Origin of the sequence: Paenibacillus sp. LjRoot56 (assembly GCF_964253335.1) — a bacterium.
Taxonomy (GTDB): Bacteria; Bacillota; Bacilli; order Paenibacillales; family NBRC-103111; genus Paenibacillus_E; species Paenibacillus_E allorhizoplanae.
In genome coordinates, this window is the sequence record NZ_CAXURV020000004.1 from 1,159,197 (window position 1) to 1,178,290 (window position 19,094).

The 19,094-nt window shown below is 43.6% G+C and carries 16 protein-coding genes; 1 reads left to right on the forward strand and 15 read right to left on the reverse strand.

All coding sequences use genetic code 11. The features are described from left to right. Positions 1-2: 2 nt before the first annotated feature. The 8 genes from ACSQ8O_RS31105 to ACSQ8O_RS31140 all read right to left on the reverse strand — a co-directional run bounded on the left by ACSQ8O_RS31105 (position 3) and on the right by ACSQ8O_RS31140 (position 7,316). Complete coding sequence (locus tag ACSQ8O_RS31105) at positions 3-1,577, reverse strand: methyl-accepting chemotaxis protein (protein WP_436244792.1); 1,575 nt, start codon at positions 1,575-1,577, stop codon at positions 3-5. A 20-nt stretch (positions 1,578-1,597) separates the two neighbouring features. Further along, on the reverse strand, positions 1,598-2,002 hold the full coding sequence (locus ACSQ8O_RS31110; protein ID WP_236286618.1) for a hypothetical protein: 405 nt from the start codon (positions 2,000-2,002) through the stop codon (positions 1,598-1,600). Between the two features lie 333 nt (positions 2,003-2,335). Continuing rightward, positions 2,336-2,692 (reverse strand): response regulator, encoded by a 357-nt coding sequence (locus tag ACSQ8O_RS31115; protein WP_056615144.1) that lies wholly within the window; start codon positions 2,690-2,692, stop codon positions 2,336-2,338. Positions 2,693-2,710: 18 nt separating this feature from the next. After that, positions 2,711-3,157 (reverse strand): chemotaxis protein CheX, encoded by a 447-nt coding sequence (locus ACSQ8O_RS31120; protein ID WP_056615152.1) that lies wholly within the window; start codon positions 3,155-3,157, stop codon positions 2,711-2,713. Between the two features lie 168 nt (positions 3,158-3,325). Then, complete coding sequence (locus tag ACSQ8O_RS31125) at positions 3,326-4,093, reverse strand: sugar phosphate isomerase/epimerase family protein (RefSeq protein WP_436244793.1); 768 nt, start codon at positions 4,091-4,093, stop codon at positions 3,326-3,328. A 140-nt stretch (positions 4,094-4,233) separates the two neighbouring features. After that, positions 4,234-4,443 (reverse strand): alpha/beta-type small acid-soluble spore protein, encoded by a 210-nt coding sequence (locus ACSQ8O_RS31130; protein ID WP_056615159.1) that lies wholly within the window; start codon positions 4,441-4,443, stop codon positions 4,234-4,236. Positions 4,444-4,514: 71 nt separating this feature from the next. Beyond that, entirely contained in the window at positions 4,515-6,269 is a 1,755-nt protein-coding gene (locus tag ACSQ8O_RS31135) for a sensor histidine kinase (protein ID WP_436244794.1), read from the reverse strand. 69 nt (positions 6,270-6,338) lie between these two features. After that, a complete protein-coding gene (locus tag ACSQ8O_RS31140) occupies positions 6,339-7,316 on the reverse strand; it encodes a hypothetical protein (RefSeq protein WP_436244795.1) in 978 nt (325 codons plus the stop codon). Between the two features lie 136 nt (positions 7,317-7,452). Between ACSQ8O_RS31140 and ACSQ8O_RS31145 the strand changes: the two genes are divergently transcribed. Beyond that, positions 7,453-8,373: a hypothetical protein gene (locus ACSQ8O_RS31145; RefSeq protein ID WP_436244796.1), complete on the forward strand. Its 921-nt coding sequence runs from the start codon at positions 7,453-7,455 to the stop codon at positions 8,371-8,373. 79 nt (positions 8,374-8,452) lie between these two features. On the opposite strand, the gene ACSQ8O_RS31150 is transcribed toward ACSQ8O_RS31145, so the two are convergent. The 7 genes from ACSQ8O_RS31150 to ACSQ8O_RS31180 form a co-directional block, all read right to left on the reverse strand. Beyond that, on the reverse strand, positions 8,453-9,370 hold the full coding sequence (locus ACSQ8O_RS31150) for an aldo/keto reductase (RefSeq protein ID WP_436244985.1): 918 nt from the start codon (positions 9,368-9,370) through the stop codon (positions 8,453-8,455). Positions 9,371-9,580: 210 nt separating this feature from the next. After that, entirely contained in the window at positions 9,581-10,573 is a 993-nt protein-coding gene (locus ACSQ8O_RS31155; RefSeq protein WP_436244797.1) for an alpha/beta hydrolase, read from the reverse strand. Between the two features lie 40 nt (positions 10,574-10,613). Further along, positions 10,614-12,392: a cache domain-containing sensor histidine kinase gene (locus tag ACSQ8O_RS31160; RefSeq protein ID WP_436244798.1), complete on the reverse strand. Its 1,779-nt coding sequence runs from the start codon at positions 12,390-12,392 to the stop codon at positions 10,614-10,616. After that, positions 12,389-13,948, reverse strand: a complete 1,560-nt coding sequence (locus ACSQ8O_RS31165; RefSeq protein WP_436244799.1) for a response regulator transcription factor — start codon at positions 13,946-13,948, stop codon at positions 12,389-12,391. The genes ACSQ8O_RS31160 and ACSQ8O_RS31165 overlap by 4 nt, the downstream gene beginning before the upstream one ends. Positions 13,949-13,975: 27 nt before the next feature. Beyond that, positions 13,976-15,592 carry a tannase/feruloyl esterase family alpha/beta hydrolase gene (locus tag ACSQ8O_RS31170; protein WP_436244800.1) on the reverse strand — a complete coding sequence of 539 codons (1,617 nt, stop codon included), beginning with the start codon at positions 15,590-15,592 and terminating at the stop codon, positions 13,976-13,978. Further along, a complete protein-coding gene (locus tag ACSQ8O_RS31175; protein WP_436244801.1) occupies positions 15,549-17,381 on the reverse strand; it encodes an FAD-dependent oxidoreductase in 1,833 nt (610 codons plus the stop codon). Before ACSQ8O_RS31175 ends, ACSQ8O_RS31170 begins: the two co-directional genes overlap by 44 nt. A gap of 89 nt (positions 17,382-17,470) precedes the next feature. Then, positions 17,471-19,024: an extracellular solute-binding protein gene (locus tag ACSQ8O_RS31180; RefSeq protein WP_436244802.1), complete on the reverse strand. Its 1,554-nt coding sequence runs from the start codon at positions 19,022-19,024 to the stop codon at positions 17,471-17,473. Positions 19,025-19,094: the final 70 nt, after the last annotated feature.

Here is a 19,094-nt window from a genome sequence, read left to right on the forward strand (position 1 = left end):
TCTCACACTTTGAAATTGGAAACGGATTGATTCAAATCATCTGCTAAGGAAGCTAACGATTGCGAAGAGCTTGCCGTTTCCTCGGCAGCAGCCGCAGATTCCTGGCTTACGGAGGCAATGTTTTGAATAAAGCTGAGCACTTCTTCTGATTGAGCAGATTGCTGCTCGCTAGCGGCAGCGATTTCTGTCACTTGTTGTGCCGTATTCGCGACCATCCGAACGATATTATCAAACTGGATTCCTGTGCGTTCCGACAGATCGGCTGCTTCTGAAACAGCTTTGACACTCAAATCCGTATTCGTTTGCATGCCTTTAATAATAATGGCAATTTGCTTCGTCGCTTCACCGCTGCGTTCAGCTAGTTTTCTAACCTCTTCCGCAACCACCGCGAAGCCTCTGCCCTGTTCCCCTGCTCTTGCTGCTTCGATTGCAGCGTTAAGTGCTAATAAATTCGTTTGATCAGCAATATCATCAATGACCTCAATAATTTGGCCAATCTTTTGTGCATCTTGCTCGAGTAAAGACATCTGCTTCGATACATTCCCCATTGAAGTAATAGAAGCTTGTACAGCGATTCCACCCTCTTTGGCACCGTTTCTAGTTTGTTCTGACAGCTCCGCAACCACCTCTGCATTTTGAGCAACAGAGTCAATGGCAAGTGAAAGTTCTTTAAACAAGCTATTTACGGTTTGCGTTGACTCCGCTTGATGCATGCTTCCTTTGGCGATTTGCTCCGTTGTCGCAGAAATTTCTTCAGCTGCAGCTGCAACATTTTGAGAGGAAGATACCGTTTTACTGATGAGCACTCGGAGATTTTCTAGCATATCATTAAACGCCTCGGCCAATGCGCCAAGCTCGTCCTTCGTTTTCGAAGTTGCTTTCTCTCTCAAGTCGCCTTCAGATGCTTTCGTGACGACGGATAGGAGGGATTGAACGGTTTTCGAGATACTGCCTGACATATATAAAGCCACACTAATCCCGATCAAGATTGCGAATGCACCAAGTATGATAATGGTCAAAGTGCCTGATTGATTCTCGGATACAGCTGTATCCACTTCTGCTTTGGCGCCTACCTCATTATAGTGGATCCACTTTTCGAATAAATCCGTTGTTTGTGTACGAGCTGGTCTTACTTGCGTGATCACATCATATGCCAACTTATCTTCATTCTTGCTTGCTAGCCCAATAATCGTATCCGCTTGGTTCATATAAGTTGTCATTGAAGCCAATATATCGTCATAAATTTTCGTTTCTTCCCCTGAGTTTACTAATTCCGCATATGCTTTCATTTCTTTTAATGCATTTTCTTTGTTTTGTAGGATGTTGGTCTGAGCACTAGCGATTTTATCTGGATCTGTCTCAAGAATGATTTGATGAAAAGCCACTCTAACTTCGAAGAAATCAGTTTTGATTTGATCAATCTTGAGGATACTAGGCAGCCAATTTCCCTGAACATTTACTGCTGATTTTTGAATGGAGTTCATACTCATAATAGCCACTAGCCCTACTGTAAATGTGAGTACGAGTACAAGGATAAATCCTGCTAATAATTTCATTCTAATTGTTGCCTTCATCATTAAATCCCCCTAATTGTTGGTTACACTTCTTTTAATTGAATGGCAGAGAACACAAGATCAATGATTTCCCCACGTGCTTGATTTAAAAAACCTAATGATGTTTGTTGTAAATTTTCAATCGAGATACAAGATGTTAAGAGAATCTTATCCGAGAAATAATACATGGAAAGCTCGTAGGAAGAAGATACACTCTTAACAACTTCACTTATATTCGTGTTCTTGTATTTCTCAGGAAGTTCAATCGCATACATTAAGCACACTGGTTCATTTTGCATTTGTGACATCTGAAAAAACTCTCTATACATATTCGTCGTAAACGCATTCCATCGAAATCCAAATTGATAAAATGGCTCCTCCTCCCAATTCGGCTCGAATTGTGATTTTAATTCGAGAAATTGCTCGCGGTAGTAGTGGATTAGATTCATAGTTGTAGGCACCTCGCAATTCCATATCAAAGTTTATTATTTCTCAATATCCTTATCTTACCTATGAAATGTTGTGAAACTTCTATTTCGGATTTTAGCTAAACATGTTTTTTACTAATAATTAGCTAATGTTTATTTGAAATTGGGTAGAAAACATGAGAAAAGTCCTAATTTGTAAGGAATTTGTCATAATCAATAGTCTTTAGACCTACACATTCCTTACAAATATAAGACCTCGAACCCAATTTCATTGACTAACCACGTATAAAACGGGACAAAAAAAGCCCACCCTTATGCTTGATTCAGCGAAGGATGAGCGTTCTTCTTTATGTATTATATTGCTCTACGTATGGCGTCCAGAACCCGATCACCTTGAAATGGCTTGACGATGAAATCCTTGGCTCCAGCCTGAATCGCTTGTACGACCATGCCTTGCTGCCCCATGGCTGAGCACATCACAATTTTCGCATTCGCATCTTTTTTCCTAATTTCCTTAACGGCTTCTACGCCTTCCATCTCAGGCATCGTGATATCCATCGTTACGATATCCGGTTTAAGCTCCTGATACTTCTGGATAGCTACAAGTCCATTTTCCGCTTCACCAACAACATCATGTCCGCCTTTGGTCAAAATATCCTTCAGCATCATACGCATGAAAGCTGCATCATCTACGATTAAAATTTTTGCCATGATCTCTCACTCCTTTTATCAATACTCTTTCAATAGAACTACACGGATATCTCCCACCGTCTGAATGGATATGGGCAACATCAGCTTGTTGGCCTGATTGTCAAAATGATAATTTTCCTCCAATAAAGACGGCGGCGTAATATCCAGTGCAACACCTTGTTCACCAAGGATCGTGGTGGTTCTGCCTGCAATAATGTTGGCAATTTCACTCACACAGCTATCCAACATTTCACCTTCCATGTACATCCCAAAAATCGCTTCACTCATTCGACTAAATACGACACGCTGCCCGTCTAAAATCATACAGTACTCACTATTCGTGAAATTGATGGAGACGCCAATCTCATCCTTACGGATCGGTTCATTACTTATACTAACTTCGGTTTGATCTAACGATTGTGGTAGCATGTTGCCAATTGATACTCGGACACTATCCAATAATAAATTTTGCAAGTTCTGAGTCATGCTTCTCTCCCCTATCCAGTTGGTTGTAACCGGTTATAACTTCGTTTCAATACACTCACTTTAGCCTATAATTGTTAGGTAACTACACTCCTAATTGTTAAAGATGTATGTGAAAATGGAAAAAAACGGAGCTCGCTTATCGCGGTGCTCCGTTTATATGTTTAAGACTTAAGATAAATGATTTAATAATTGCTTTAATGCTGCTGCATCTGTTCTAAATTGTTCAACTGTGTTACCCATAACAAACTCCATTAGCATGTAGCGATCTTCATGGCTATCTATCAGTGCCAAGTACTGAGACCACTCGTGAATCCCTTCAGCAAATGGTCTGCGAATATCGCCATCCCAATAATAAGCGTGAAGGTTTAACAGCTTCTTGCGCGCCGCTAATTCATGCAGTCCTTCACAACGTTCCTTCATGGAGAGTTCCGGTGTTGGCTGCCACAAGCAATATAGATTGGGATGATCTGCCTCATCCAACAGCTGCATAGACGAGTGATTCGTGTCCGTTAAAGTCCCTCTATGCCACTCAAGGGCAAGTTTTATTCCTTCATCTGCAGCCATCTCAGCAATCAGTTTAGCTTCTTTAGCTATGCGAGCATAATATTCAGGGTTTGCTGCCGAAGAGGGTACAGTACCTGCCCATATGCGAATGAGCGGAGCATGCAACGCTTTCGCAGCAATCAGGCTCTCTCGAAAAACTTGCTCAGGTTGTTGGTTTGCAAGTAATCGAAAATAAGAACCATATGCGGCTACCTGCATCCCGGAATCGATTGTTCTTGTGTACAGATTGTGTGCGCCAGCCACATCCCCAGGTTGTACATGCGCGTTCTCCGACCATTCAATTGCTTTCAACCCACATTGGCTGCTTAATTCGAGAATTTCAATTGCTGATCTTTCACGAAATGTGACGGATACAAGTCCAGGTAAAATCATAGTTGCTTCCTCTCACTTTAACATAGTCTCAACTTACATAATTCCCTAAACGATTGCATTTGTAAAGAAAAAAAAGACTACAGTCACCCGAGTAGGAAGAGTGATTGCAGCCTTTTTAAACATGTACCTAGAACAATGGTCTAGCGTTTGAAGCCTTGCAGTTGTTGTTCAGCGATTTGTACTAGTCTCTTCGTGATTGTACCACCGATTGAACCTGCGTCGCGTGTAAGGAGGTTTCCATTATAACCATTTGGTTGCAAGGCAATCCCTAATTCTTGCGCAACTTCATACTTCAATTGATTTAAAGCGGCTTTGGCCTGTGGAACTAGCAATGTGTTGTTGTTAGCCATTCGTAAATCACTCCTTCTTGTGGTGTAAACATAGGATGTGGAGTGTAAGGAAATCTTATACATTCAAATTATTATTTTTCATGTTTTAATGGTATGACGATGGAGAACGTTACGCCAGCCTCTTGCGTTGTGAAATCAATCCTTCCTTTATAACGTTCAATTAACTGCTTGATGATATGAAGCCCAAGACCTTTATTGTTCTTTCCTGTTTTGGTCGAGAAGCCTGATTCAAAGATTCGTGTGTGTATGTCCGGAGTGACGGGATTACAAGAATTCTGCACCTGAATCGTGAGTTGGTTAGCTTGAACAATGCCTTCCACACTGATTTTCCTTTCGTTGACAGGCAGCTCGATCGTCGCGTCAAACGCATTATCGATCAAATTGCTTAAAATGCGGACTAAGTCAGTGGTCTTAATCGTCGTGAGTCGCAAATTTTCCATATTTTTAAAATCAACCTGCATGTCAATGTTATGCACTTCGGATTGTGCCAACTTAGCTTGGATAATTCCGCTTAATGCTGGAATATTAATTTCAACCGCTTTAATTTTGTTATCCATCATTTTCGCTTCTTGGATTAGAGGATCTATGTAGTCTTGTAGACTTTCATATTTCTTCAATTTAATCATCCATGAGATGGTCGTGATATGGTTGATGATATCATGACGCTGTTCTTTGATGGACTGAACAATCGAATTAATATTCGCCAGATACACATCTTGAACTGTTTTCACAGCTCCTTCATTCTTCTTCCGCGTGATCGAATACAGAATGATAATTACAACACAAACGAGAAGCGTGACAATGCTCATGAATATAAAAACTTCACGAAACTGCTGATGTAATGTTTTTTCGATCTGTGTGTAATCGGTTGCAACCATAACCACTTTGGGTAAGTCATCGCGCTTATACTTCAGATTGGTTGTGACCATCGGTGTAAAGCTTTTCAGAATGTTCGTCCCATTCAGAACCACATTGTAAAAAACCGTACTGTTCTTGGTCAGCGCTTCCTTGATTTTACTCTCTTCAACGCCATCTCTATACTTATAACTACCATTTAATACGAGTCGCTCTGAATACCAGCTAGCCCTATTATTTGGTGTTGGCGTTTTATCAAAAATCTTTTCCGGATTTAGGACGCCAATCTCAATTAAATTTCCTTTGTTATTTTCAAGAAGCTCTTGAATACTAGCATCCACACCTACTTTTTGGCGATAGTGTTCAAGACTGCTTGATACGTCCAAATAGGGATTAATAATATAATTGGTCGTTCCGTCGTAATATTCTCCCCATTTCCTGATATTTGCACTATCCGTCGAAGCTGTATCAATGGGGCCACTCCAGAAATTTTCGAGGGTCAAGCCGGTACCTACGTCTACACTTTTTCGATCGGTTAACTGTAATTGTGCGGAATATACGATCCCCCACGTTTTGGAGCTTGCATTGATTTCTTTGGGATCCGAGGATCTTACCCCAATAAAATCATCATCTCGTCTCTCGAATAATGTTATCCCTTCAATTTTCAATTCCTTCGCCAAGGTGACCAGTTGTTCGTTCGTAACTTGGTGGAAATCAGGATGTAAAGTCTTCTGAATAACAATCGAGGCGGTCCGTAGTTCATGACCCAGCATTTCATCATAAGTTGCCTCTACTTCACTTTGCTTACCAAGTTCGGCTGAAATCGTAGAAGTCACTAATTGTATTTTCTCTTTTTGATGATTATTTAGAAGCACCTTCGAATGTTGAAAATACGTTAAATTCATACTTAATATGGCGATCAAGAAAATTAATATTGTTTTTAATGGGAACTTGTCTAATGATGAAAACATGCTTACGACTCCCTCAACAGCATTTTGTATCCTTATTATAAAGCAATTTTGTCGAATTTTGCAGTTTTTTTAAAAAAATTGTCCGTTGGTGTATTTTAAATAGCCGAGAACGATTTTTAGAATCTCCAGTGTTTCATTATACTGCCGCAAAAGGGCTGATTTTTCAAATCTTTCTTGGGCGATATCCTCTTCTATTAAAAGCAACAGCCACACCGAATACAACGCACTATATTTGTGATAATCCATAATGAAGTTGGCTTGTGTTGGAGATTGAAGGTTCTCGCGAACGGAGATATATCTAGCAAGAATTGCGAGACGTGAATCCTGTTCGATGACCAATCGCCTGTATTGCGGACTCGTAATGTCCATCAACGTATACAGATCCCAAAAAACGCTATTCGTATGAGCGTACTCCCAATCGAAAATATAGACTTGATTATTCACTTCGGCGATGTTTAACGGATACAAATCTCCGTGCGAAATGACGATTTCATTTTCAAGTTGATCCTGGCGTAGAATATCCTCATAAAAGTAAGTGATTTGGTCACCTAGAAATCCGAGACTCTTGAATAATTGCTTCGTTTGTATATCCTTAGCCAAAATAAAACTTTGAATTACCTTCGTTTTCGGCGTGTGACCCTCAAATTCTCCAGGTAGCACCGTTGTCGGCAAGAGATGCCAATAAGGGATGAACTCTGACGTTTTTAACATCATATCCCAGCTGAAACTATGTTCCAATTCGCCCAAATCTTCGAAAACCATCCATTCCTTTTCCGGCTCCAGCGCTTGAGAAAAGTAGAGGATCTTGGGGATGTTCACCTCAGGAATTCGGACGAATAAATTCACTTGCAACCATACTTCTTTTCCCTTATTCGGATAGTTCGTAAGTGGTTTATAAATAAAGCTAGTCATGTCATCATCTACATTCACTTGAATCCGCTCAACCTTCTGACCATTACGACCCACGTAGATAACTTCTCTTTCATGCGGAATACCGTCACGAACTTTGCCAGATTCTAAGAAAATTTCCTCTTCCATAGCAGCCATTATTTTCACCGTCCTAGTCCTACTTATAATTTAAACTTACCATATCACATAAGTGAATAGGCATGATATACACAAGAAAATATGATATATTTTGCATATAAAGCTAATACATAGTCCCGATGGAGGCTTACTTATCATGTTACATGTACTTGTTGACGAAAATGATCAAACAGCGTGGTATCCCAATTATCTCAGCGGTTTAAAAAAAGGACTTGTTTCCGCGGGAGTCCCGTATACCTTTTCCCCTACGCTGCCGAAGGACCCCCAGACTCCTGTTTTGATCACACGCTTCACTCTATTTGATATGATCAAAGAAGCAAGTCCAGTTCCTCATCATCTGTATATTCAAGAACATGACGTCTGGAATCCTTTTACGAACGTTTTAGACTTAGAGTCATTATGGATTTTCCGTCATCCTTCTTTGAAAGCTATTTTCTATACAAATCCAAGCATGGTACCTTGGGGCAAACGTTGCCTGCCTACCGGTTCACAAGTCGAAGTTATCGCTGCGGGCTTTCCTTATGATCATGACTATGTGAATGCCACCTTAAAAGGTATCACACCTTCTGATGAGCGGGAGAAATTAATTGTCTTCCCAGGCCGTATGAATGAATTTTATCAGCCTTATCTCTCCGTCCGCTTGGCATTTGAATTTATGGAGTTAGGATATCGCGTGGTAATCGCCTCGCCTGTTACACCTTTGTCCCACTATCCTGTTGCCATGTGGAGAGAATTAGGCATTGAAGTGGGAAGGCTTCCGCATGCTGAGTATTATCAGCTACTATCCAAAGCAACAGCAGCGGTATCTGTCACGATTGGCGGTAGTCTCACCTTAGCACTCTACGAAGCTCAGTTGCTAGGTGCTACACCAATTGCTCCCAAGGGACGAGATGATCTGCCTCCGTTCACCGAAATGTACAGCCCTAGATACGATTTGCTGCATCCAAGAGAAGCTATTGACATGGTAGAAAATAAAGTCCCTGTTACCATAGATACGCGCTGGTTCAGTATTGATGCCTATGTTCGAACAATACTGGATACAGTTTCCAATCATTAATTTATGACACCGGCCGGTCATAAAAAAGGAGCTAAGCAGGCACACCCCGCTTAGCTCCTTTTCATTCCAATACCCAGATCTAGGGAAGAACATTTCCTGCCGCACGATAAATCTCATACCACTCTTGACGAGTCAACTGAATATCGCCAGCTTTCGCGCAATCGATTAATCGATTGATATTCATTGTCCCAGTAACTGGCTGCATCCGTGCTGGATGACGAAGAATCCACGCAATCGCGATCGTCGTATTGGATACCTCATATTTCGCCGCGATTTCATCAATCTTCAAGTTCAACTCTGGAAACTTCTCGTTATCAAGAAATACACCTTCAAAGAATCCGTATTGGAAAGGTGACCAAGGCTGAATCGTGATATCATTCAATCGGCAGAAATCAAGAATACCGCCATCACGGTCCACTGCGGAATCATTCAGCATATTCACATTGATACCATTTGAAATCATCGTTGCATTCGTAATGCTTAATTGCAATTGATTCGCCACAAGCGGCTGCTTGACCGATTTCTTCAGCAATTGAATTTGCAAAGGCGTCTGGTTGGAAACACCGAAATGTCTGACTTTCCCTGAGCTTTCCAGGAGATCAAACGCTTCAGCGACTTCTTCAGGCTCCACTAAAGCATCTGGTCGATGAAGAAGCAGAATATCTAAGTATTCCGTTTTGAGTCTTTTCAATATGTTGTCAACGGATTCCAAAATATGTTCTTTGGAAAAGTCGAACATCCCTTTTCGAATCCCACATTTGGATTGTAGAATGATCTTCTCACGTACATTAGCATTCATATGGATCGCATCCGAGAAAATTTCCTCACAAGTACCCCCACCGTATATATCCGCATGGTCGAAGAAATTAGCACCGATATCCATCGCCCCTTGGACGAAGCGTTCCGCTTCAAGCTTGTCCAGCGAGTTAATTCTCATACAGCCTACTGCAATAACCGGAACTTCTAAGGGACTGGTTCCAAGTTTCATTGTTTTTATCATAAAATAATTCCTCCTTCAAAGCTGCATCACTTATTAATTGCTCCTGAGTTGCCTCACCTATTGTCACACATTGTTAACTCATATTCAAGAATGTATGACAAGGTACTCTTATACGAAAGGGGTGATGATCTGGCTTGTTTGCCGATGGTACTTCCTCCCTACCATGCGAAAAGGACCATCAGGTTGATCACCTGACAGTCCTTGGGGCTATTCTCTGAACGTAATATTCAGCCATTCAATACATAGTTTGACCCATTTTGCATTGTGATTATAGTTCATCGGATCGGGCAAGGGCTTCTTATATTTGACAGCAGGTTCGTTGAAAAAATCTAAAAGCTCTGCGTCACTGACAGTTGGTTTCCCACTTGCTTCAGTCAATTCTTTCACGGCTACTTGCCTGTACAGCTGCGCGGAGTCCGAGTTTAGGTAATCCTGGCCCCTCGTATACCACGTTTCATCAGACGTTGAAGAGCCATGACCGATAAATGGGAAGATATGCAATTCAAAGGGGATCGTGTTCTTTCTTAACGCCGAGGCGAAGATCATGGCATTTTCAACTGGCACGGTTAAGTCTTCCACTGTATGCCAGAGAAATACAGGCGGCGTGTGAGGTCCCACACTATGTTCAAGGGAAACTTCGGCGAGTTGATCCTGACTAGCATCCTCTCCAAGCAGATTGTAAAACGAACCCAGATGTGCGAATTCCCCCGTTGTGATGACGGGGTAACCCAAAATAGCGGCATTTGGCTTGTTGGAATACTCCTGGATACCTCTGATATCCTGGAGGAAATCTCTGTTCCAATGTACAGCTAGACTCGCTGCGAGGTGTCCGCCGGCAGAAAATCCGCAAATAGCAATATGATCAGGATTAATGCGCCATTGCTCTGCATGTTCACGGATGATGATCATCGCGCGGGAAAGATCTCGTATCGGCTGCTTCTGTACGGGCTGCATGGTTGGTCTCATGCGAGTCGTATATGTCAGCACAAACGCAGACATGCCAGCCTCAAGAAATTTCATCGCCACACCTTCACCTTCTGAGGAGCTGCAGCCTTTATACCCACCGCCGGGAATAATGAGAACGGCATCTTTTTTATTCAGCCCGTCAAGTATGTAGGTTGTCAATGTCGGCATGAAGTCAGTGCCTGTGTCGTACGTATATTCTTCTCTTGTCCAAAGGTTGATTCGCTCGTTCAGCATAATAGAATAGCCCCTTCGCGCTCATAATTGACTGCTAATTTTATTGCCCTGCATGCAGCGATGCCGGCATCTCAATTCGGATTAACGTTCCTACTTCCGGTAAGCTGAAAATCGATAGTCCATACTCTTGTCCAAAATACAAAACAATCCGCTCATGAACGTTCATGATCCCAATTCCGGTAAAGCGATGCTTACTTGGTGCTTTATGTCTCTCTGTAAATAAATTGCTAAGCTGCTCCGAATCCATGCCGAGACCTGTATCCCTTATGGTAATAATGAGTTTATGCTTGACGCACTTTGTTCGGATACGAATTGTTCCTGTCCGTTTGAGCGGAACCAAACCATGGAATATGGCATTTTCCACAAGTGGTTGCAGCGTCAGCTTCAGCATCGTCGTATGGAGCGTTTCTGGTTCCGCATCTATCGTCATCGTAAATTTATCACCGTAACGCACCTTCTGAATGTACGCATACATGCGCAATCCTTCCAGTTCATCCGCCAAGGTGACAAACTCCGTACTTTTATCAAAGCTAAATGACAGCAATCCTACTAGCGCCTTAATGGTTTCCCGGACTTCATCGATTTTGTGCTGCTTAGCCAAACTACTAATACAGGCAAGCGTGTTATATAGAAAGTGCGGGGCAATTTGACTTTGCAGCATTTTTAACTCAAATTGTTTTTTCCGCCTTTCCGATTCCCGTGTCTCCTGCAGCAGATGATGAATCCGCTCCATCATTGCGTTATAACTGAGAACCAGACGCCCAATCTCATCCTTGCCACTCCCCGAAATGCTGTGTAGCACATCCATATCCCGTACACGATCCATCTTGGCAACTAATGTACGTACGGGATGGGTAACATAACGGCTTATCATATAGGTACTGGACAGTACGATGAAAATCCAAAAAACACCGGCTGTAGTAAAGTTCGTATGAAGACTTCGAATATGTTGATAAAAGAAACTATCTTTATAGAAGGCAATGAAATACCAGCCCAGCTTATTCATGCCTGATTTCACGGCCACCATGTTCCCTTGCGGACCCTCTATATCAGACACACCTAGTGAAAGCTCCGACATCTCATCAATAAATGCAGTATCCAGTTCTGGCGGAAAAACAGAAATATTGTACGGCAGCATGCGATAAGAACTCGGCAGTGTACCCTCAAATGCTTGTACGACATTTCGTTTATTCGTTATGATGGAGAATGTTTGATTTTTGGTATTCATGAACTGAGACAACAAATTGGTTAATTGAACGAGGTCGATTTCAACAACCGCCATCCCGATAAATGAACTCGTTGATGCGGATCTTAGAGGCATCGTGAACGCCACTGTTTTGCCTGACATCGGAGATTGGTATGGCTCTGTAATAAACATCCCCTGTGTTTGCTTGGCTTGCTCAAGCAGCTTCTGGATATGTGGGTTGCCAATAATCTCAAAAGTCGTTTGAGAACTGGACATTACCTTGCCATCCTCACGAACTAAATACATGGATCGATACAGGGTGCTGTTCATACTTGCATATTTGCGAAGGATCTCTGTCGCTTCATGTTCCTTAGCTTCGGTTAGTAAATCTTCTCGTGTGGAAATCAGCATGAGGATATTCTGCACATTGTCCAAGTACGCATTCATATAAAGATTCGTTCGGTCAATGATGATTTGCGCGTCAGAAACCACCTGCTTCCGAAACAAATCCTCCGCTTCCCGTAAATTAATCCAGGTAAGTCCACCAAGTAGCAGCAGCGTCCCCACTGACAGAAAAAGAAAATGTTTCGCAAGCATACTCTGTCCACCAAACCACGACATCAGCTTGTTCATTTAAAATCAGCCCTCTTATATTCGTTTGGCGCGACGCCTGTCCAATTGCGAAACAGCTGGGAGAAATAACGGTAGCTAGGAATTCCTACACGTTCTGCCACTTCATACACTTTCAACTGTGTTGTCTGAAGAAGCTCCATCGCTTTCTCTATGCGCATCCTGGTGACATAATCATTGAACGATTCTCCGGTTTCTTCACGAAACAGACGGCTAAAATAGGATGAACTCAGACCCACTTCCTCGGAAATGGATGTCAGCGTAATTGCCTCCGTTAGTCGTGTGAGGATGATTTTCTGAGCAAGCTGCACGTCATTTCTGACCTTTCGAATCCCACTTGCCCCTGATTCTTGCTCCCTTACTAATACATGCAACAATTGAACAAACGTCGGAGCTCCCTGAAGTTGAACAGTAAATGCCTCATATTCAGTTGGCCTAAGCAAAGAATGAACAGTGATAACTTTCTCACGTATTCGTAGGATGAACGCTTTCAACTTCTCTGGCTCGAACCGGCTTGCAATCGCCCATGACCTTAGGGTTTCTTGAAAAAATACGATTAGCTTCTCCTTATCTTTCGCCACGTCTATCCACTTGCTGATGATTTGATCTGCATCTGGCGAATCCTCTGGCCCTGCAAGTCCCGATGCTGCCTTGTCCGCGGTTAATGAGGTTAGTGAGCTGTCATAAAATTTCATCGCTTCAGTGATAACACTTGAGCGCAAAGAAGAAAATAAATCCTGAGGCTCTCTAACGCATCCACCTGTCACCGCCAATAAACGAAATCCACCGTAGGAATCCGTTAACTGCATCTCCAACGCCTGGTAAACCCCTCGCATAACTTGCTCCGCTTGTGTACAGGCTTCCAGAGCGGAGTGAAGATTGCAGAACACGAACACAATATCTTGATCCCCAATCGGAGACCAATAGAAATTAGAAGATTCTTTTTCCAATCGCTCTAACTGTATCTTAAGCTCATGCAGCAGATGGAACCGATCTCCCTCCTTCACTTCGACATGGAGTCTTACAGGATAATAGGGAGCTGCACGACTCCAAGCCTCCCATAGCTGCGATAACCCTGTAGCCTGATCAGCTTCCCCCATCGCAATCGTGTTCAAAAGCTGAGAAATATCCCGACGCTTCCGTTCGCGCTCGTAGCTTTGAAGATCACTTTCTCGTCTTATGGCTGCTCTAGCCTTGTCCACCGCTGCCTTCATTTCTTCTTCTTCGAAGGTAAGCTTAAGCACATATTCCAAAGCCCCAAGCTTGAGTGCTTGTTGTGCGTACTGAAAGTCACTATGTGACGTTAGCAACACGAACTGAATGCATGGGAATCTTTGCTTTGCCTGCCGCAATAGCTCCATCCCGTCCATAATCGGCATAATGATATCCGTGATGACGAGATCCGGCTTCAGTTCCTCACAAAGCAGTAAAGCCTCTTCGCCATTCTCTGCTTCTCCAACCAATTCGGCTCCAAACAAATGCCAAGGCATGGATCTGAGCTCCTGCCTTAACGGCAGTTCATCATCTACGATCAAAACCCTTATCGGTGTAGTATGCATCTAGCAACCACCTGTCATTGAAATCATTTAAACGAGGTATTTTGCCGCTGGAATAAGAACTCCGCCTCGAGGATGTTCGACACCTTGATAGCTAGCTGGCAAATTAGGATCTCCTGAAATGTACTTGGGTAGCTTCGGATAAGGGTAAATAGGTCTTTGGAAGCTGATACCATTCGGAGCAAAACCATCTTTAAACGCGGTTGCGATGATTTTCTCCGGCGCTTTTCCGTGCTCAACCCATTCAACTAATGCGGTTAAAATGTCATGATCACTATCTCTTGGCAAATTCGAATGGCCGCCTTGGCCTAGATCATTTAACCCCGGTCCCCCTCCGCAATGGCCCATCCCAGCCACAAGGAATAACCGGAAGAAATCCTGCGTTTGATCAAGGCCTCCCTGATGTTCAATCACTCGCTCATAATAGTGGAGTGCATCTTGATACGGAACAAGCGGATCCGCCATCCCCGTGTACATCAAGATTTTCCCACCTAAAGCTTTCATCTCACTGACATCAGGATTATTCGCATTGAGAATCGACGCCAATCGCTCATTCAACGTATCCAAATCGTGATCAAAATCAAATGTCGTATAATCAAAATCCGCCCCGAACACCCAATGAAATGGATATAACAAGGACGACGGTAAGCGTTCTGGATCTTGTTGAAGATCCAACCCTCCCCCACATTCCTCACTTCCATATGGAAGTGGCGTATAAATACGTTCGCCTGTCCTTGGATTGGTTGGCCCCGCATAAATCAGCTTCAATGCGGATATCTGTTCGTCGGTGAAGCTAATCCCGTCATCGTCACACTGTGAAGCAGCCAACGTCTCTGGGTCGAATTGCAGAAGCCTTGGGTCGGTTAAGAAGTTATCACCATGGAGAGCACCGCCATCTTTCCCCCGTCCATGTTCGACTACTTTACGAGTTATGAATGCAATTTGTTCTTTTGAAAAATGCGTGCCTGTTCCTTGGTTCGTTGCTTTGAAATTCCACAAAAATGCAGTATGCAAGTGAGTGCGATTGTTGGCTGGCGCCCCAGCGATGATGCCTTGATAATCAGACGGATAGCGCTGCGCTTCCATTAGTGCTTGTTGCCCACCCGTTGAACAACCCATGAAATATGCATAGCTGGCTGATCGATTGTAAAATAATTGGATGAGCGCTTTCGCTGCTTTCGTCATCTCGTGTGTTGCACGATAACCGAAATCCACCCATCGTTCCGGATGGCCAATCGCTTCAAAGGCATTTGGCGAGGTACCCATATCCGTGTTCGCTGTCGCATAGCCTCGCCGAACCCCAAATGCAAGTGGATTGTAGCTAATATAACTTGCACTACCACCATTGCCCGTGCCGAGGAATCTGCCATTCCACTCTTGTGGCAACCAAAGCTCCACACGAATGTTAGATTGCATGGTTGGCTTCAGCTGGAGGGAAACTCGGCAAAATACTGGCAAATCCGTAATTATTCTATCTTCAGCTAAAATGAGACTTCCTTCTGTCACCATTTGAACATCCGTAATCGTACAACCTGGTATGTCAACATGTTCAAATATTCCTTCCAAATTGCCGTCCCCCTCAGAGATGTCCACGCTATTTACTTCAATGACATCTGATTTCAAATACTCTAGCATGATCCAATCCATTGGTGCTTAAGACTTCCAATCGAAGCTTACTTACTTGCTCTAACCCTACATGGCGTGTTACTTGCCGTTGATAATTACCGTGAATCTCCATCACTTCACGAGCACCTTCGTCTGGATTCGCAGCATAAGCAATGACTCGGAAATCCTTCAACGTTTCCGGCTGCGGTCCCCATTCATTTTTCTTATGCAGCTGATCCTCTTGTGTCAGTGTCAATCTCCGGTGCATGCCTGTATCAAGCACGATGGTGATCTCGCTGATGGCAACCGGTGTTTCCCAAGCTAACTCAATCCAAGGTACTTGATCATCAGGATGTGACATCCACCTGTGGGAACCAGGAACGACGAGGTCCAGCCTAACACCGTTTGTGCCATGCATCGCACGGGTATAGCCATCTATTACATTCGATGCTTGGCCTTGAGGTTGTTCGGAAGAAGCTCGAACTGTCGCTTGGCTAGACAAATTATCGATAGCCGGAATACCAGGTAGAAACGCATCCTGCCCGATAAGCCGTTGTTGCGTTTTCCGAATTAATTCTTGATTCTTATACGCCATCTCAAGTGAAATACCTTCTTGAATGGCCAATGCGGCGAATGTTCCCGCACCTTGCCCCATTACACCACAAGTAGCCATGACTCTCGTGCTTGAAAAGGCAATATGTGTAGCGGATATATTGCGTCCAACAAACATCAAATTCTCCACATTCGCACTGATCAATGACCTCAGAGGAATACCATATACGTTGTTTGTATGCGGTTGATGGCAGGGATCAATCTCTTTGGCCTCAATACCCTGTGGTGGATGTGTATCCATGGGCCACCCCCCATATGCGATGACATCTTCAAAATGAACCGATTCTTCCAGATCCTTTTGTGTCAATACATGTTGACCGATGAATCGACGAGATTCCCGCTTGCCAGGCACGAAGCCGAACCAATCAAGTGCCCAGTTCTCAGACTCTGGGTGATGACCGCTATTTTTGATATGATCCCACACGCCCATCATTATGGCCAGCAGTTCGTCACGAATGAATTCGTTATCGGAGATTGTATCCAATAGTCCGCCGAACTCTACCCACCAATAACCGTATTCCCATGAAGCATGACTGCGGTACTTCAAATCTTCTTCGGAATAGCGTTTCGCCCATACAGGGGGGATGAACGACATCGGTTTGCCCATATTTCGAGCCGTAAATAACAGCGAAGAACCGAGACGATACGTATCGGCTACTGCTCCAGCGAAAGACTCTCCATATTGTTCAGAAGACTCACGACCTGTCGTGAATCGCGCTCCTGCTTCTTTGCCGAGACGTCCGTCTCCCGTACAATCCATGAAAATGTTCGCACATATTTCGAAGCTATGTTCCGTGCTTTCCCTCGTTGCCCAAGCTGACACGATTCGGTTTCCATCCATTCGCACACCGATAATGGCCGTATTCAGCATCAGCGTCAGGTTCGGTTCCGCTCTGCACTTTTCATATAAGAGGAGATCCAGCATTGAAGCGCTTCGCTGTGGATTGCGAACGGCGCACTCTAGAAGAATTTCTTCAAGGATGCCCCCTTCTCTTGCTTCTGTTTCGAGTGCTGTCCCCCGTTTGGAATGCGCCGCCCCGACGATATGCATACGGATCTCGGAAGAGGCATTGCCTCCCAGAACAGAGCGATCCTGACAAAGCGTAACCTTAGCACCGTTCCTCGCAGCCGCAATGGCAGCTACAACACCCGAAATGCCGCCTCCGGCAACTAGGATATCTGTTTGAATTCGTTGTTTCTTGTTATCTCCACTCATCATTACAATTCTCCCCCACGATCAGTTTCATTTAGAATGACAGAAAGAGATGAAGCCAGAAGCCTCTTCATCCCTTTTCAACCTTTTTCTACCTACTTCACGTATCCGAGCTCTTTCACTTTTTTCTCAGATGCCTCTAAGAACGCTTTGTAATTCATGGAACCTTCCAATGTTTTCAGGAAGCTATCGTATTCAGTAAGAGGTCGTTTCCCATAGATGAATTTGGAGAACTCTTCTTCCACATACCGATTCGCATCAGCTGCGTTATAGCCACTCGGGAAATCAATAAAACCGTTCACCGCTTGAAGGCGTGGCTGTTTATTGGCAAAGTCAATTAACTTAATTTGCGGAGCAAATTTCACGGACAAATATTCCATCTCAGGACGGCCGGTAAATTGGTAGAGCCAGAAATAGGCACCTTCTTTGGCCATCAAATCCGTTGGAACCACTTTTTCTCCTTCGAGATTAAAATGTTTTCCTTTTACACCGTATTGCACTAGCTTCGATCCATCCTTCGAGGAGACATAGTTCAACAAATCAAATACCTTTTGGAGCTTATCTGGCGATTTCTCCAATGATTTCGGAAGCGCATACAATCCTGCGGGATTACCTATATCCCAAGATGCCGTGAATTTACCGCCTGGACCTTGCAAGGCATCGATTTGCACCCAGTTGACGTTGGGATTGATGGCTTTCATCTGTTCAACGTTCTGGGCAGTTGTCATGTCCGACCAAGCTGTGTAAAAAATACCCGCTTGTCCTTTGATCGCCTTTTGCATAGCCTGTGTTTGCGAGGTTGCCATGAGTTCTGGATCAACCACACCTGCAGCAACCATATTTTTAATAGAAGCAAGCGCATCCTTCATACCTGGCGCATAGAGGGAATTGACCACTTTATTATCTTTCACATAGATGGCTGGAACTTGACTGCCGTCCATAAGACCCACGCCATAAGCACCGAAGAAGGTGTTAAACGCATTCAGTTTCGCTCCTGTGATGCCGAATGTATCTTTCTTCCCATTGCCATCCGGATCTTTCTCCGTAAACGCTTTCGCAACTTCAAGCATTTCCTCTGGCGTGGTAGGAACTTTTAGATTTAGTTTATCAAGCCAATCTTTCCGAATCCAGAACGACGTTTTGGAAGCCGTAGGTGCTTTGGCGATGGCTAATGTTTTGCCATTCAACATCCCTTGTTTAAAGCTAGCCTCACCAATGAAGTCTTTCGCTGGCTTTAGTTTATCCAGATACGGCGTCAAATCAAGTAGAAGGCCTTGGTCCGATAATTGCTTTAACTGCACACGGTCTACGGCAAATAAATCAGGGAAATTCGCTGAAGCCATGCGCACATTTAGCTGATTTTTGTAATCATCAGGAGACGCATAAACGGTCAAGTTAATTTCAGTATTTAACGCTTTGTCCAGTTCCTGCTTAATGATATCCTGATCTGGGGTTGGAAGCCCGGTTCCCGTTTCAATGATGTCCAGCTTAACTGGCTTTGCATTGGCTGCTGACGTGCTGCTTGCTGCCGGTTTCTCCGCAGCCTTCTCTGTAGGTTTATCAACTGCAGGCGAACCTCCACAACCAGCAATCAACATAGCTCCTGTTAACGTCATTGCCAGCATCGGTGCATATAAGTTCTTTTTCATAGAAACCCCTTCTTCCTCTAGTATAGTATACATTTTTTAAAATTATATTGTTACCGCGACCTGAGTCTTC